Annotated in this window: 15 protein-coding genes; 8 read left to right on the forward strand and 7 right to left on the reverse strand. The window is 72.5% G+C overall.

Features of this window, described 5'->3' with window-relative positions; translation table 11 throughout:
• Positions 1-38 precede the first annotated feature (38 nt).
• Complete coding sequence (locus OHU74_RS05165; protein ID WP_371614806.1) at positions 39-1,367, forward strand: MFS transporter; 1,329 nt, start codon at positions 39-41, stop codon at positions 1,365-1,367.
• A 78-nt stretch (positions 1,368-1,445) separates the two neighbouring features.
• Here OHU74_RS05165 and OHU74_RS05170 read toward each other — a convergent pair whose 3' ends face one another.
• The 3 genes from OHU74_RS05170 to tuf all read right to left on the reverse strand — a co-directional run bounded on the left by OHU74_RS05170 (position 1,446) and on the right by tuf (position 4,461).
• Entirely contained in the window at positions 1,446-2,237 is a 792-nt protein-coding gene (locus tag OHU74_RS05170; protein WP_371619571.1) for a spermidine synthase, read from the reverse strand.
• Positions 2,238-2,304: 67 nt separating this feature from the next.
• Complete coding sequence (locus OHU74_RS05175; RefSeq protein WP_371614807.1) at positions 2,305-3,198, reverse strand: patatin-like phospholipase family protein; 894 nt, start codon at positions 3,196-3,198, stop codon at positions 2,305-2,307.
• Between the two features lie 84 nt (positions 3,199-3,282).
• Positions 3,283-4,461 (reverse strand): elongation factor Tu, encoded by a 1,179-nt coding sequence (gene tuf, locus OHU74_RS05180; RefSeq protein ID WP_371614808.1) that lies wholly within the window; start codon positions 4,459-4,461, stop codon positions 3,283-3,285.
• Positions 4,462-4,813: 352 nt separating this feature from the next.
• On the opposite strand from tuf, the gene OHU74_RS05185 reads away from it, so the two are divergent.
• From OHU74_RS05185 to lnt, 5 genes are all read left to right on the forward strand, one after another.
• Positions 4,814-5,554, forward strand: coding sequence for a TVP38/TMEM64 family protein (locus tag OHU74_RS05185; protein ID WP_371614809.1), 741 nt, complete (start codon positions 4,814-4,816; stop codon positions 5,552-5,554).
• Positions 5,555-5,602: 48 nt separating this feature from the next.
• Positions 5,603-6,481: an undecaprenyl-diphosphate phosphatase gene (locus tag OHU74_RS05190; protein WP_371614810.1), complete on the forward strand. Its 879-nt coding sequence runs from the start codon at positions 5,603-5,605 to the stop codon at positions 6,479-6,481.
• Positions 6,482-6,595: 114 nt separating this feature from the next.
• Positions 6,596-6,772, forward strand: a complete 177-nt coding sequence (locus tag OHU74_RS05195; protein ID WP_371614811.1) for a hypothetical protein — start codon at positions 6,596-6,598, stop codon at positions 6,770-6,772.
• A 70-nt stretch (positions 6,773-6,842) separates the two neighbouring features.
• Positions 6,843-7,313, forward strand: coding sequence for a nuclear transport factor 2 family protein (locus OHU74_RS05200; RefSeq protein ID WP_371614812.1), 471 nt, complete (start codon positions 6,843-6,845; stop codon positions 7,311-7,313).
• 89 nt (positions 7,314-7,402) lie between these two features.
• Positions 7,403-9,022, forward strand: a complete 1,620-nt coding sequence (gene lnt / locus OHU74_RS05205; RefSeq protein ID WP_371614813.1) for an apolipoprotein N-acyltransferase — start codon at positions 7,403-7,405, stop codon at positions 9,020-9,022.
• Here lnt and OHU74_RS05210 read toward each other — a convergent pair.
• A complete protein-coding gene (locus OHU74_RS05210) occupies positions 8,967-9,872 on the reverse strand; it encodes a Gfo/Idh/MocA family protein (RefSeq protein WP_371614814.1) in 906 nt (301 codons plus the stop codon). The two genes, lnt and OHU74_RS05210, sit on opposite strands and share 56 nt — an antisense overlap.
• An 84-nt stretch (positions 9,873-9,956) precedes the next feature.
• Between OHU74_RS05210 and OHU74_RS05215 the strand changes: the two genes are divergently transcribed.
• Both OHU74_RS05215 and OHU74_RS05220 read left to right on the forward strand, forming a co-directional pair.
• Entirely contained in the window at positions 9,957-10,481 is a 525-nt protein-coding gene (locus OHU74_RS05215) for a DinB family protein (RefSeq protein ID WP_371614815.1), read from the forward strand.
• Positions 10,482-10,599: 118 nt separating this feature from the next.
• On the forward strand, positions 10,600-11,193 hold the full coding sequence (locus OHU74_RS05220; RefSeq protein ID WP_371614816.1) for a hypothetical protein: 594 nt from the start codon (positions 10,600-10,602) through the stop codon (positions 11,191-11,193).
• A 14-nt stretch (positions 11,194-11,207) separates the two neighbouring features.
• On the opposite strand, the gene OHU74_RS05225 is transcribed toward OHU74_RS05220, so the two are convergent.
• The 3 genes from OHU74_RS05225 to OHU74_RS05235 all read right to left on the reverse strand — a co-directional run bounded on the left by OHU74_RS05225 (position 11,208) and on the right by OHU74_RS05235 (position 14,179).
• Entirely contained in the window at positions 11,208-11,699 is a 492-nt protein-coding gene (locus OHU74_RS05225) for a hypothetical protein (protein WP_371614817.1), read from the reverse strand.
• A 95-nt stretch (positions 11,700-11,794) separates the two neighbouring features.
• Positions 11,795-12,463: a uracil-DNA glycosylase gene (locus OHU74_RS05230; RefSeq protein WP_371619572.1), complete on the reverse strand. Its 669-nt coding sequence runs from the start codon at positions 12,461-12,463 to the stop codon at positions 11,795-11,797.
• Positions 12,464-12,595: 132 nt separating this feature from the next.
• On the reverse strand, positions 12,596-14,179 hold the full coding sequence (locus OHU74_RS05235; protein WP_371614818.1) for an ABC transporter substrate-binding protein: 1,584 nt from the start codon (positions 14,177-14,179) through the stop codon (positions 12,596-12,598).
• Positions 14,180-14,206: the final 27 nt, after the last annotated feature.

Consider the following 14,206-nt stretch of genomic DNA (forward strand, 5'->3'; position numbering starts at 1 on the left):
CGTTTGGCTTCCCGGCCCGGTACGGGGATAGTCCAGGGGTGAGCCCTCTCCCCACCCCCTCCCCCGGTACGTCCCGTTCGTCCGCGTTCCGGCGCCGGCCCGCCTGGGCGAGCCGCAACTACACCCTGCTGACGGGTGCGGCGGTCGTCACGAACCTCGGGAGCCACGGAGCGCTCATCGCGGCCGCGTTCGCCGTGCTCGACGCCGGCGGCTCCGGCGGCGACGTCGGCCTGGTGGCCGCCGCCCGCACCCTGCCGCTCGTCCTCTTCCTCCTCATCGGCGGAGCCATCGCCGACCGGATACCCCGCCACCACGTCATGGTCGCGGCCAACATCCTGAACTGCCTCTCCCAAGCGGCCTTCGCCGTGCTCGTCCTCGCCGGCGACCCGCAGCTGTGGCAGATGATGCTGCTCACCGCGCTGTGCGGAACCGGTACGGCCTTCTTCAACCCGGCCGCCGAGGGCATGCTCCTCTCCAGCGTCTCCGGCGAGCACTCCAACCGTGCCTTCGCCCTCTTCCGGATGGCGATGAACGGCGCCGGCATCGGCGGAGCGGCCCTCGGCGGAGCCATGATCGCCGCGATGGGGCCCGGCTGGGTCCTGGCCCTGGACGCGGCCGCCTTCGCGGTCGCCGGCGCCCTGCGCGCCTTCCTCGACGTCGGCCGCGTCGCCGAACGGACCTCCGGCGGCGGCCTGCTGGCCGATCTGCGCGAGGGCTGGGTGGAGTTCAGGAGCCGCCCCTGGCTGTGGAGCATCGTGCTCCAGTTCTCCGTCGTCGTCGCCGTCGTCGGCGCCGCGGAGGCGGTCTACGGTCCCCTGGTCGCCCGGGACCAACTGGGCGGCCCGGCACCCTGGGGCCTGGCGCTCGCCTTCTTCGGCGTCGGCACCATCGGCGGGGCCGTCCTGATGATGGTGTGGAAACCGCGCCGCCTGCTGCTGGTCGGAACCCTGTGCGTGTTCCCGCTGGCGCTGCCCTCCGCGGGGCTGGCGGTGCCGCTGCCGGTGTGGGGGCTGTGCGCGGTGATGTTCGTGAGCGGCACGGCCATCGAGGTGTTCGGCGTGAGCTGGATGACGACGATGCACCAGGAGATCCCGGAGGAGATGTTCTCCCGGGTCTCCGCCTACGACTGGTTCGGCTCGCTGTCGATGCTCCCGCTGGCCACGGCGGTGGCCGGCCCGGTCGAATCCGCGATCGGCCGCACCTCGGCCCTCTGGGGCTGCGCGGCCCTGGTCGTCCTGGTCACCGCGGCCGTCCTCCTGGTCCCGGACGTCCGCCACATGACCCGCAAACCCCCGAAGCCCACCCAGGGGGCCGTCCCCGCCACCGCCACATCCAGCCCCGCCGACTCCAGCCCCGCCGGCGTTTGAGGCGCGGGGTCCGGGGCAGAGCCCCGGGGAACGGGCGAAGGGCGGGTAGGGGACAGCCCCGCGCAGCGGCCCCGCCCCTCAACCGAGGCTGAACGCCCCCTCCGGCGGCTCGGGCGAAGCCACCGCGTCGGCGTCCGCCACGGGCAGCGCCCCCCGCATCAGGCGGGCCAGCGCCACCCCCACCTCCACCCGGGAGGGAAACGCGTCCCCGGCGCACACCCGGGAGAGCGCCGCCACCGGCAACTCCCGGTCCGAGGCCAGCAGCACCGCGTTCCCGAACCGCCGCCCCCGCAGCACCCCCGGCTCCGCGATCAGACCCAGCTCCCCGAAGACCGCGGCGAAGTTCGCCAGTTGCCCGCGCAGGAACCCGAAGGGCGCCCCGTCCGCGAGGTTCGCCGCGTAGACGCCGCCGGGCCTCAGCACCCGGGCCACCTGGCGCGCGTACTCCACGGAGGTCAGCGAAGCCGGCACCCGGGATCCCCCGAACACGTCCCCCACCACCACGTCCGCGCTCGCATCCGGCGCCGCCTCCAGCCAGGCCCGCGCGTCGGCGACGTGCACCGTGATCCCTGTGTCGGCCGCCACCGGCAGGAACTCGCGGACCAGCTCGACCAGTCCCGCGTCGAACTCGACCACGTCCTGCCGCGACCCGGGACGCGTGGCCGCCGCGTACCGGGGCAGCGTCAGCGCGCCGCCGCCCAGGTGCAGCAGGTCCAGCGGGGCCCCCGGCTCGCCCGCGCAGTCCAGTACGTGCGCGAGACGGCGTACGTACTCGAACTCCAGGTGCTCCGGGTCGTCGAGGTCCACGTACGACTGCGGGGCGCCGTCCACGGTGAGCAGCCAGGCCCGCTCCCCGTCGACGTCCGGCATCAGTTTGGCGGTGCCCTGGGCCACGTCCCGGATCACCGGAATCTGTTCGTCACTCACCGCACCATTGTCAGGCCGCCGGATCCGCCCAGACACCGGCGGCCTCCGCGGCGTGCTCGGCGGCCTGCTCCAGCCCCGCCCGGGCCGCGGGATCGCGCCGGGCCGGGTCCAGTACGTTGCGCCCGAAGACCTTGCGGGCCGCCGCCGACGGGGTGATCAGCGCCACCTTCGCCCCGGCCGCCCGCAGCCGCGCGGCCTGCGAGGCCGGCGAGGGGACGAGCCTGCCGCCCATGGACATCGGCGCGAGGATCACCACGCGGGCGTAGCCGGTGGCCAGGTCGGCGTTGGTCGCCGAGCGGATCCCGCCGTCGATGAACCGGCGCCCCGCGACCGTCACGGGCGGCCACACCCCGGGTACGGCGCAGCTCGCCGAGACGGCGTCGACCAGCCCGGCCTCGCTCCCCCGCTCGAAGGCGGCGAGTTCGCCGGTCAGCGCGTCCACCGCCGCGACCACCAGGCGCCGCTCGGGCCAGGCGTGCGAGACCAGCCGGGCCTCCAGCACCTTGCGGCGCTCCGATTCCGCCCCGGCGTCGGTGGCGAGCGCGATGGCTCCGACCCGGCGCCGGTAGGCCTTCGGGTCGCGGGAGCGCACCATGGCGACGGCGTAGCGCGCGATCAGCCCGGTGCCCAGCTTCGCCGGGAGCTCCCCGTCGGGGTCGCCGAGCTGGCGCTCGTACAGCTCCTGCGGGGTGAGCAGTCCGGAGGTGAGCTGCGCGCCGACGACCGAGCCGGCCGAGGTGCCGACGACGAGGTCGGCGCCGGACAGGTCGATGCCCGCGCGGGCGAGCCCGTACAGCATTCCGGCCTCCCAGCCGACGCCGGTCAGCCCGCCGCCGCCGAGGACCAGCGCCGTGCCCTTGCCGTCGGTCCTGCCGTCGGACTTGCCGTGGCCGTCGCCGCCCATGAACCGCTCCCTCCCCGCATGCCAGTGGTGACGGCAGTCTGGCGCAAGCCGACCACCGCCACCACCACGGGCACCGCCCGTCGGTTATCCGACCGCGGTCACCGTCCCCGCGCCGACCGTGCGCCCGCCCTCGCGGATCGCGAAGCCGAGCCCGCTCTCGAGCGGGACGTCCCGCCCGAGCTCGACGGTCATGGTGACCGTCTCCCCCGGCCGTGCCGTGCCCGCCTCGCCCAGGTCCACGTCGCCCACCACGTCGGCGGTGCGGATGTAGAACTGCGGCCGGTAGCCGGAGGCCACCGCCGTGGTGCGGCCGCCCTCCCGGGCGGACAGGACGTAGACCCGCGCGGTGAACCGCCGGGTGGGTACGACGCTGCCGGGCGCGGCCACCACGTGCCCTCGGCGCACCGCGTCGCGGGGCACCCCGCGCAGCAGCAGCGCGACGTTGTCCCCTGCCTCGGCGGACTCCATCGGCTTCCCGAAGGTCTCCAGCCCCGTGACCACGGACTCGACGGGCTCGCCGTCGCCGCCGAGCAGGGCGACGCGGTCGCCCATGCGGACGGTGCCGCGCTCGACGGCTCCGGTGACCACGGTGCCGCGCCCGGTGATGGTGAGGACGTTCTCCACCGGCATCAGGAACGGCGCGTCCGTGTACCGCACCGGCATCGGCACGTACGTGTCCACGGCGTCGAGCAGGGCCTCGATCGCCGAGGTCCAGCGCGGGTCGCCCTCCAGCGCCCCGAGCCCGGAGACCCGTACGACCGGGGCGCTGTCCCCGCCGTAACCGTTGGCGGTGAGCAGCTCGCGGACCTCCAGCTCGACCAGGTCGGTGAGCTCGGGGTCCCCCGCGTCGGCCTTGTTCAGCGCGACCACGATGTGGTCGACGCCGACCTGCCGGGCGAGGAGCACGTGCTCGGCGGTCTGCGGCATGACCCCGTCGAGCGCGGAGACCACGAGGATCGCCCCGTCGAGCTGGGCCGCGCCGGTGACCATGTTCTTGACGTAGTCGGCGTGGCCGGGCATGTCCACGTGCGCGTAGTGCCGGGTGTCCGTCTCGTACTCGACGTGCGTGAGGTTGATGGTGATCCCGCGCCGGGCCTCCTCGGGAGCCCGGTCGATGCGGTCGAAGGGCACGAAGGAGGCGCCGCCGCGCTCGGCGAGGACCTTGGTGATGGCGGCGGTCAGCGTCGTCTTCCCGTGGTCGACGTGACCCATGGTGCCGATGTTCAGGTGCGGCTTGGTGCGCACGAAGGCCGTCTTGGCCATGATGTCTTCCCGTGTGATCCGAAGCTGGAAATACGGGACCCCCGAAGCGAACCGACCCTCCCCCTGTGGGGTCCGCCGGACGATCCGGGAAGGGTCAGCTTCGTGCGCCGTCGAATGCGGCGGGAGCAAATGCCTCTGCGAGGACGGCAGCCTCCGGCGCGTCCGCGACTGCGGACGGCGCTGCGGGGAAGGCGTACCGGTTCATGCAGCCGATCCTGCCGGACCGGCCCCGGCCCGTCGAATGGTTATTCGCCGCCGGACGCCGCCGGACGCCCCCGGACGCCGCCGGTCGTTCGTCCGCATGAGACCCGGATTACGGCGCGGGGTCACGGGGGTCGGTTAGTCTCCCGGAATGTCCCTCCTCCTCGCGCCGTGGACCCGGCTCTCGCTGCTCGCCGTGCTGCTCCTGGCCGCCGGCGTCTGCGTGGTGCTGTACGAGCCCCAGCGGCTGCTCTCGGAGGGCTGGCCCCCGGGTCTCCCGGTGGGCGCGGCGGTGCTCCTCTTCGCGGCGGCGTACGGGGTGTGCACGGCCGCCCTGGTGCCGCGCCCGCTGCTCAATCTCGCTTCGGGCGCCCTTTTCGGATCCCAGTTCGGCCTGCTCGCGGCGGTCGCCGGCTCGGTGATCGGCGCCGGGATCTCCTTCGGCCTCGGCCGGATGATGGGCCGCGAGGCCCTGCGGCCGCTGATCCGCGGCCGCTGGCTGCAGGCGGCCGACGACCAGCTGGCCCGGCACGGCTTCCGTTCGATGCTGGCGGTGCGGATCTTCCCCGGCCTGCCCTTCGCTGCGGCCAACTATGCGGCCGCGATGTCCCGCTGCGGCTGGGGTCCCTTCCTCCTCGCCACGGCGATCGGCGTGGTCCCCAACACCGCCGCGTACGTGGTCGCGGGGGCCACCGCTTCCTCTCCCGGCTCCCCCGCGTTCCTCGCCTCGTTCGGCTTCATCGCCGTCTCCGGGGTGGGCGCCGGGATCGTCGCGTGGCGCAAACGGCACCACCTCGCGCCCGTGCGCGAGAGCGCGCGAAGCGCCGTACCGGCACGCGAACTGACGGCCAACCACCCCCCTGTGGTCACGGCCGTACCGCACGGGCCCTAGCATCGGACCCGAACTGCCCGACGATCACAAGGACGAGCACACCCCGACATGAACTGGATCGAATCCCTCATCCTCGGTCTCGTCCAAGGACTTACGGAGTTCCTCCCGATCTCCTCCAGCGCCCACCTCCGGCTGACCGCGGCGTTCGCCGGGTGGACCGATCCGGGAGCGGCCTTCACCGCCATCACGCAGATCGGCACCGAGGCCGCCGTGCTGATCTACTTCCGCAAGGACATCGCGCGGATCGTCTCCACCTGGTTCCGCTCGCTGTACACCAAGGCGCTGCGCTCCGACCAGGACGCCAAGATGGGCTGGCTGGTGATCGTCGGCTCGATCCCGATCGGTGTGCTCGGGCTCGTCTTCAAGGACCAGATCGAGGGCCCGTTCCGCGATCTGCGGCTGATCGCCACCACCCTCATCGTGATGGGCATCGTGCTCGGCGCCGCCGACCGGCTGGCCGCCCGCGACGAGGAGGGCGGCCGCCACCGCGCCGTCCGGGAGCGCAAGACCCTGAAGGAACTGGGCGTCAAGGACGGTCTGATCTTCGGTCTCTGCCAGGCGATGGCCCTGATCCCGGGTGTCTCCCGCTCCGGCGCGACGCTCTCCGGCGGTCTGCTGCTGGGCTTCACCCGTGAGGCCGCGGCCCGTTATTCCTTCCTCCTCGCCATCCCGGCCGTGCTGGCCTCGGGCCTGTTCGAGATCAAGGACGTGATCGAGGACCCCGGTCACATCGCGTGGGGGCAGACGATCTTCGCGACGGTCATCGCCTTCGTCGTCGGCTACGCGGTGATCGCGTGGTTCATGAAGTTCATCTCCAGCAAGAGCTTCATGCCCTTCGTGATCTACCGGATCCTGCTGGGCATCGTGCTGTTCGCCCTGATCGGCATGGGTGTGCTCAGCCCCCACGCCGGAGAGTCCGCGGGCTAGAACCGGCTCTGCTCACTGCTTCGCGTGAATCGGAGGCCGCCCGGGAACGTTCCCGGGCGGCCTCCGCGTCGTTGTGCCTGGAGAGACCTGAAGGCAAGCAGCAGGGGGTGTCCCATGGGTCGAGTGGTGCTGGAACGGTTTCCGGCCGGCAGTCCGAGGGGAAGTTGGCCGGCCGAGGAGTACGCGGCGCAGCGCACGCGCGAGGGCGTGCCGGCCGAGGTGGTGATGGATCTGGCCAGCGACGCGTTCCTCGTCGTGGTCCGCCCACGGGAGGCACATTCCGGCCACTGATCCGCGGCGGGGCGGATCCCGGCCGCGCACGCCTCTTGGCCTCCGCGCCCCGCACCTCCACACTTGCCCGATGACGCAGCGTGTGGACCTTGCGACCGTGATGGACCGGCTGGCGATCGACGAACTGGTCACGGGCTACGCGGTGGCCGTGGACGACGGGGACTGGGGCGCCTACCGCGCCCTGTTCGCCCCGGGCGGGCGGGCCGACTACGTCTCGGCCGGCGGGGTCGAGGGCCCGGCCGGGGAGGTGGCGGACTGGCTCGAGGAGACGATGCGGCTCTTCCCGGTGCGTCAGCACCTCATCGTCAACCGGCTGATCCGGGTGGCGGACCTGGGCGGCTCCCCCGGTGACACGGCGGAGGTCCGGGCCGACTTCCTCAATCCGATGCGGCTGGCCGGCGACGAGTTCGACGGCACCGTCACCGCGCCCAACTTCGTCGCCGCGGGCCGCTACACCTTCTCCGTCGCGCGCACCGCCCGCGACGGCTGGCGGTTCTCGCGGGTCACCGTCCACGAGAAGTGGCGCCACATGGCCTTCTGACCGGCCCTCGGGTCCGGCGGGCAGGCCGGCAGGCGGGCAGGCCGGGCCGGAACCGCAGGGCTGTTCCACACTGGAAACGGAGGCCCCTCATGGTGCTGAAGGTCTCGAAGCGGGTGGGGTGGTGGCGTGCCGCGGCGGCCGTCGCGGCCGGGGCGCTGCCCTGTCTCGCCTTCCCCGCCCCCGCGCTCTGGTGGTTCGCCTACGTCGCCCTCGTGCCCTGGATGCTGCTGCTGAGGTCGGCCCCCACCGGGCGGCGGGCCGCCCTGGAGGGCTGGCTCGGCGGAGCCGGGTTCATCTTCGCGGTCCACCACTGGCTGCTGCCCAGCCTGCACGTGTTCCTGTTCGCGCTGGCCGCGCTGCTGGGCGTGCTCTGGATCCCCTGGGCGCTGCTGGTGCGGGAGTTGCTCGGCGGGACCCCGGGCGGGGGCCGGGCCACGGCCGCGCTGGTCCTCGTACCGGCGGGCTGGCTGCTGTCGGAGCTGGCGCGGTCCTGGCAGGGGCTGGGCGGGCCGTGGGGGCTGCTCGGAGCCAGTCAGTGGCAGGTGCCGCCGGCGCTGCGGCTGGCTTCGGTGGGCGGGGTGTGGCTGGTCGGCCTGCTGGTGGTGGCGGTGAACTGCGCCCTGGTGCTGCTGCTCGCGGTGCCCGGGGCACGGATACCCGCGGTGGCGGGGGTGACGGGGTGCGCCGTGCTGACGGGGGTGGTGTGGCTGTGGGTGCCCCGCCCGGAGGCCTCGGGAGCGCTGCGCGTGGCCATCGTGCAGCCGGGCCCGGTGGCGGACGGACCGGGCGGCCCGGAGCGGCGGTTCGCCCTCGGGGAGCAGCTCACCCGGACCCTGGCGGGGCAGCATCCGGACCTCGTGGTGTGGGGTGAGAGCAGCGTGGGCGAGGATCTGACGGCCCGCCCGGACCTCGCCCGGCGGCTGGCCGCCCTGTCGGCGCAGGTCGGGGCTCCGCTGCTGGTCAATGTCGACGCGCGTGCCGCCGACCGGCCGGGGATCCGCAAATCGGCGGTCCTCGTGGGGCCCGGGGGCCCCACGGGCGACCGGTACGACAAGATGCGCCTGGTGCCCTTCGGCGAGTACGTACCCGCCCGGGCGCTGCTGGGCTGGGCCACCTCGGTGGGCAAGGCGGCCACCGAGAACCGGGTCCCGGGCAGCACCCAGGTCGTGATGGACCTGCCCGGCCGGCCGGACGTCCGCCTCGGACCGCTGGTCTGCTTCGAGTCGGCGTTCCCCGACATGACCCGCAGCCTGGCCCGCGACGGCGCCACCCTGCTGATCGACCAGTCGGCCACGTCCACGTTCCAGGACGGCTGGGCCCCGGCCCAGCACGCCTCACTGACCGCGCTGCGCGCCGCCGAGACCGGCCGGCCCATGGTCCACGCCACCCTGACCGGCATCAGCGGGGTGAGCGGCCCCTCCGGCGAACCGATCGGACCGCCGCTGCCCACCTCGGCGAGCACGGCCACGGTGTACGAGGTCCCGCTCGCCCGGGGCACCACCCTCTACGTCCGCTTCGGGGACTGGCCGGTGGGCGCGGCGCTGGCCGCCCTGGCGCTCTACGCCGCGGCCGCTGGCGCCCGCTCGCTGCGCGTCGGGACGCCCTCGGGGAAGCCGGTGGGGAAAGCGGTCGGGAACCCGGCGTGGAACCCGTTCAGGAGGCCTGCTCCAGAGCCGAGCTCACCACCCGCTCGCACAGTTCGTGGGTGAGCAGCGCGTCGCGCGCGCTCAGGGTCGTGCCCGTCTCCACGGCCTCCAGGAAGGCGTCCACGACCTGCTCGATGCCGCGCTGACGGGCGACCGGCACCCAGTCCCCGCGCCGCCGCACGGTGGGCTGCCCCTTGTGGTCGATGATCTCCGCGAGGTTGACGACCTGGCGCTTGGTGTCCTGTCCGGAGACCTCCAGCACCTCCTCGGTGGAACCGGAGAGCCGGTTCATGATGCCGAGCGCGGTGAAACCGGCCCCCGACATCTGGAGCACCACCTGGCTCATCAGCCCCTCGCGCACCACGGCCCTCACGTCCACGTGGTCGGCCTCGCCGGGCAGCAGGAAGCGCAGGGTGTCGACGACGTGGATGAAGTCGTCCAGGACGAAGGTCCGTACGTCCTCGGGCAGGCCGACCCGGTTCTTCTGCATGACGATCAGCTCGCGCGGGTGGTCGGCGCACTGCGCGTAGCCGGGCGCGTGACGGCGGTTGAAGCCCACGGCGAGCGACACCCCGCGCTCCTCGGCCAGTTCGACCAGGCGCCTGGAGTCCGCGAGCTCGTAGGCGAGCGGCTTGTCCACGTACGTCGGCACGCCCGCCTCCAGCAACCGCTCCACGATCTCGGGGTGGACGGCGGTCGGAGCGTGCACGAAGGCCGCGTCGAGCTTCTGCGCGAGCAGCGAGTCGAGGTCGGTGTGCAGCTGTCCGGTCGGGAGGTGGTGGTGGGCGCCGACCCGCTCCAGGGTGGCCGGAGTCCGGGTCTGCAGGTGCAGTTCGAGCCCTGGACGCGTGGTGAGGACGGGCAGGTACGCCTTCTGCGCGATGTCGCCGAGTCCGATACAGCCGACCTTCACCGGGAGCCTCCAGGTTCGTTCCTTGTGGAAAGTACGCAGCCTAATCGGTGGTGACCCCGAGCGTGTTCGACCAGGATGGGGCCCATGACTCTCAGCAACGGATCACAGCGCACCGAACCCGCGACCACGGCCAACGAGCGCGACATGCTCGACGGCTGGCTCGACTACCACCGTTCCACCCTTGCCTGGAAGTGCGAGGCGCTGTCGGAGGAGCAGCTGCGCACGACCCCGCTCCTGCCGTCCTCGATGAGTCTTCTGGGGCTCGTGCGGCACATGGCGGAAGTGGAGCGGTACTGGTTCCGGGAGATCATGCTGGGTGAGGACCTTCCCGAGCTGTACAGCACCGAGGAGAACCGGGACGGGGACTTCAACTTCACCGAGAAGGACACCTGGGCCGAGGCGGAGCAGGTGTGGCAGACCGAGGTGGAGCTGTCCCGGCAGGCCGCCGCCGGGCGTTCGCTGGACTTCGCCTCGTCGGCCGCGAGCCATCACCGCGGCGAGGTGTTCAGCCTGCGCTGGGTCTACACCCACATGATCGAGGAGTACGCGCGCCACAACGGCCACGCCGACCTGCTCCGGGAGCACATCGACGGAGCCACCGGCGAGTAGCACAGGGGTGGCGGGCGGACGGAGCCCCGTGTCAACGGGCGGACGGCCGTAGCCCATGCGGGGTGAATATCGGCTGCGGGTTTTCGCAACGGGGTCCTCGCACACCAGAGTTGCGCGAGTGCATCCAACCCGAACCACGACAAAACTGCTGCTCGGAGTCGCCTGTGCGGTCTCGGCCGTCTCCGGCTGCGTGAACGTGACCCCGGCTTCCATGCAGCCGGCCGCAGCCCCCAGCACCCCGGGGGCGGCGCCCCGGTACGAGCCGCGAGGGGGGCCCGGAGCCGCGCCGGTGGTCATCCAGGCACCCGCTCTGGAGGCCCTCAAGGCAGTGCCGGGGCAGTCGGCCGGGCCGTCCCCGGCAGTCGGCCGGCAGTCCGCCCCGCGCTCCGGCGGTCCGGCGGCGGGCCCGGACACCGCGGCTGCGGCGCGGGAGACGGCCTCCGGGGGCGGAGCCGCCCCTCCGGTCCCGGACATCCCCGAGCCCCGCAAGCCCGGCGAACAGGCGGGCAAGCCGGGCCGGGGCGAGGGCGACGGGCGTCCCGGCGGCCACCATCCGCACCGCCCCCGGTCGGGGGAGGCCGAGGCGCCGCGCGAGCTGGTGGGCGAGCTGCCGGTGCGCCCGGCCGATGTGTGCGCGCTGGGCCGCCGGCACGGGCGCTGGCATCCGGACAGCCCGGAGGCCCGTATCTGCGCGGGCGTCCACGGCGGCTGACCCCCGCGCGACCCCTATTGCGGATGCTGTTCCGGGAACGGCCGGGGCCCGTCGCCCGGTTCCGCCGCGAGCCGCCGCTCCAGTCGGGCGATGGCGGCCCGTACGCCGTTCCCGTACCCGTCGTCGGCCAGCGCGCCGGTGGCGGCGCGGGCCCGCGCCAGGTGGATCCGGGCCGTTTCGGGCCGCCGCAGCTTGACGTAGTCGGCGGCCAGGTTCAGGTGCAGCGAGGGGTAGAAGACCCGGACGGCCGGCGGGGGAACGGGCCCGTCGGCGGCGGTCAGGGCGCGCAGGTCCCAGGCCAGTTCCTCGGCGGGGTCGTCCTGGGCGTCGGCCATGTAGTGGGCGAGCGTGCAGCGGTGCAGGGAGTCGCCCTGTTCGCCGATCTCGGACCAGATCTCGCCGAGCCGGTTGCGGGCCTCCTCGCGGTCACCTGCGTGCAGCAGGATGACCGCCTGGCCGATCCTGGTCATGACGGCGTCCTCGGACGCCTCCTGCTGCTCCGTCAACGCGGCCTCCGGCTAGCTCTGCCAGACCTGCTCCGGTCTGATCATCAAGACGCTAGCCGGAGGCACCGGCAATGGGGCCTAGGCGCGGTCGGGCATCAGCCCAGGTCCGGGATCCGCCAGTCGATCGGCGCATGCCCCTGCGCGGCGACGGCCTCGTTGATCTGCGTGAACGGGCGCGAGCCGAAGAACTTCTTGGCGGACAGCGGGGACGGGTGGGCCCCCTTGACGACCGCGTGCCGCTCCTCGTCGATCAGCGGGAGCTTCTTCTGCGCGTACGCCCCCCAGAGGACGAAGACGGCCGGGTCGGGGCGCTCGGCCACCGCGCGGATCACCGCGTCGGTGAACTTCTCCCAGCCCTTGGCCTTGTGGGAGTTGGGCTCGGCCTCGCGGACGGTGAGCACCGCGTTGAGGAGCAGGACGCCCTGCTGGGCCCACGGCATCAGGTAGCCGTTGTCCGGGATGGGGGTGCCCAGCTCGGCGTTCATCTCCTTGTAGATGTTGCGCAGCGAGGGCGGGGTCTTCACACCGGGCTGCACGGAGAAGCAGAGCCCGTGGCCCTGGCCCGCGCCGTGGTAGGGGTCCTGGCCGAGGACCAGTACCTTCACCTGGTCGAAGGGGGTGGCCTCCAGGGCCGCGAAGACCTGCTCGCGGGGCGGGTAGACCGGCCCGTTCGCCCGCTCCTTCTCTACGAACTCCAGGAGCTCTTTGAAGTAGGGCTGGTCCAGCTCCCCGCCGAGGACGGGGAGCCAGGACTCGGGCAGCATCTGGGTCACGGCGACAACCTCCGGTACACGTTCTTCAAGACTTCGCGTCTTCACCTCGCGCAACTGCTTCGCGCGACTGCTCAAGAACCTACCGGGGGCCACTGACAACGCCCCACCCGACCGCCGCGGCGGCTACCAGCTGGTCTTGCGGTACAGCTCCCACACCTGCATGACGGTCTGCGGGTCGAGCGCCCGCTCGGCGCCCGCGATGTCGTCGCGCGCGACCACGTACAGCTTGCCCTGCCACAGCGGCAGGAGCCGGACGTCGTCGGCGAAGATCTGCTGGGCCTGCTCGAACTCGTGGACTCCGGCCGACCGGTCGCTCTCGCGGCGGGACTTGGGGAGCAGCTCGCCCGTGATCACGGGGGCGTCGTACGGGGTGCCGACCGCGTTGTCCTTGCCGACGAACGGTGCGATGAAGTTGTCCGGGTCCGGGAAGTCGGGGAACCAGCCGCGGCCGAACACCGGGTAGTCGCCCTTCTTGTAGCCCTCCTGGAAGGCCTTCCAGGGCTGGCCGCGCAGGGTGATCTTGAAGAGGCCGCTCTCCTCCAGCTGGCGCTTGAGCTCGGTGAACTCCTCCGCCGTGGAGGCGCCGTAGCGGTCGGTGGTGTACCAGAAGGTCAGGTCCACCGGCTGGGTGATCCCGGCGGTCTTGAGGATGTTCTTGGCCTTCGCCACGTCGGCCTGGCCGTACTTGTCGTAGAACGGCGTCTTGTGGCCGACGACCCCCTTGGGGACCATCGAGTACAGCGGTTCGGCGGTGCCCTGGTAGACCTTGGAGACCAGTGCTCCGCGGTCGACGATCTGGGCGATGGCCTGGCGCACCGGGAGCTTGGCGACCTGCGGGTCCCTCGGGTTGAAGACCAGGTAGCGGATCTCCGAGCCGACGTTCTCGACGACCTGGACGCCCTCGTTGTGCGCTTCCGGGCTCTGCAGGTCCTTGACCTCCTGGGCGGAGAGGCCCCGGTAGGTCGCGTCGATCTCCTTGCCCCTGAGCGCGGCGATCATCTTCTTGGAGTCCGCGAAGTAGCGGATCGTCACGCCGTCGTTGCGGCGGTTGGCGAAGCCGGTGTAGCTGCCGTTGCTGTTCAGGACGGCCTCGGAGGCCTCCTTGTAGGACTCCAGGGTGTACGGGCCGGAGCCGGTGACCTTGCCGTCGTCGCGGAGCTTGTCGGCCGGGTACTCCTTCGGCGCGACCAGCGAGGCGGCCGGCGAGCCGAGTACGAAGGGGAAGGTGGCGTCGGGGGTCTTCAGGTGGAAGACCACCGTCTGCGCGTCCGGCGTCTCGATCTTGTCCAGGCTGCCGAAGAGGGCCTTGGGGCCGGCCGGGGCGTCGATGGTCATGATCCGGTCGAGGGAGTGCTTGACGGCCTTGGCGTCGAGCGTCTCGCCGTCGGAGAACTTCAGGCCCTTCTTCAGGACGCAGCGGTACGACTCGTTCCCGGAGTCCGTGAAGTCGCAGCTCTGGGCCGCGTCGGGCTGGGGCTTGGTGGCACCCGTGGGGAAGGCCAGCAGCGTCTGGTAGACGTTCCGGTACAGCTCCCAGGAGCCGTCCCAGGCCGCGGCCGGATCGAGTGTGCTGGGTGCGCTCGTGGTTCCCACGACAATCCGCTTCGCGCCGTCGCCGCTACTGTCCGAAAACAGGCTGCATCCGGAGAGCAGGGATATGGACGCAAGGGCCGCAGTGATCTGCAGGCATCTGGTCCGGTTGAACACGTGCACGCTCCTCGATCAGCCAGGGGT

The organism is Streptomyces sp. NBC_00454, assembly GCF_041434015.1.
GTDB lineage: Bacteria > Actinomycetota > Actinomycetes > Streptomycetales > Streptomycetaceae > Streptomyces.

Bases quoted from the DNA above. Each gene is read 5' to 3' on its own strand.
- lnt (WP_371614813.1), top strand. From the start codon at position 7,403: ATGGTGCTGAAGGTCTCGAAGCGGGTGGGGTGGTGGCGTGCCGCGGCG.
- OHU74_RS05195 (WP_371614811.1), top strand. From the start codon at position 6,596: ATGGGTCGAGTGGTGCTGGAACGGTTTCCGGCCGGCAGTCCGAGGGGA.
- OHU74_RS05190 (WP_371614810.1), top strand. From the start codon at position 5,603: ATGAACTGGATCGAATCCCTCATCCTCGGTCTCGTCCAAGGACTTACG.
- OHU74_RS05170 (WP_371619571.1), bottom strand. From the start codon at position 2,237: ATGCCGGACGTCGACGGGGAGCGGGCCTGGCTGCTCACCGTGGACGGC.
- OHU74_RS05200 (WP_371614812.1), top strand. From the start codon at position 6,843: ATGACGCAGCGTGTGGACCTTGCGACCGTGATGGACCGGCTGGCGATC.
- OHU74_RS05175 (WP_371614807.1), bottom strand. From the start codon at position 3,198: ATGGGCGGCGACGGCCACGGCAAGTCCGACGGCAGGACCGACGGCAAG.
- OHU74_RS05230 (WP_371619572.1), bottom strand. From the start codon at position 12,463: ATGCTGCCCGAGTCCTGGCTCCCCGTCCTCGGCGGGGAGCTGGACCAG.
- OHU74_RS05185 (WP_371614809.1), top strand. From the start codon at position 4,814: ATGTCCCTCCTCCTCGCGCCGTGGACCCGGCTCTCGCTGCTCGCCGTG.
- tuf (WP_371614808.1), bottom strand. From the start codon at position 4,461: ATGGCCAAGACGGCCTTCGTGCGCACCAAGCCGCACCTGAACATCGGC.
- OHU74_RS05215 (WP_371614815.1), top strand. From the start codon at position 9,957: ATGACTCTCAGCAACGGATCACAGCGCACCGAACCCGCGACCACGGCC.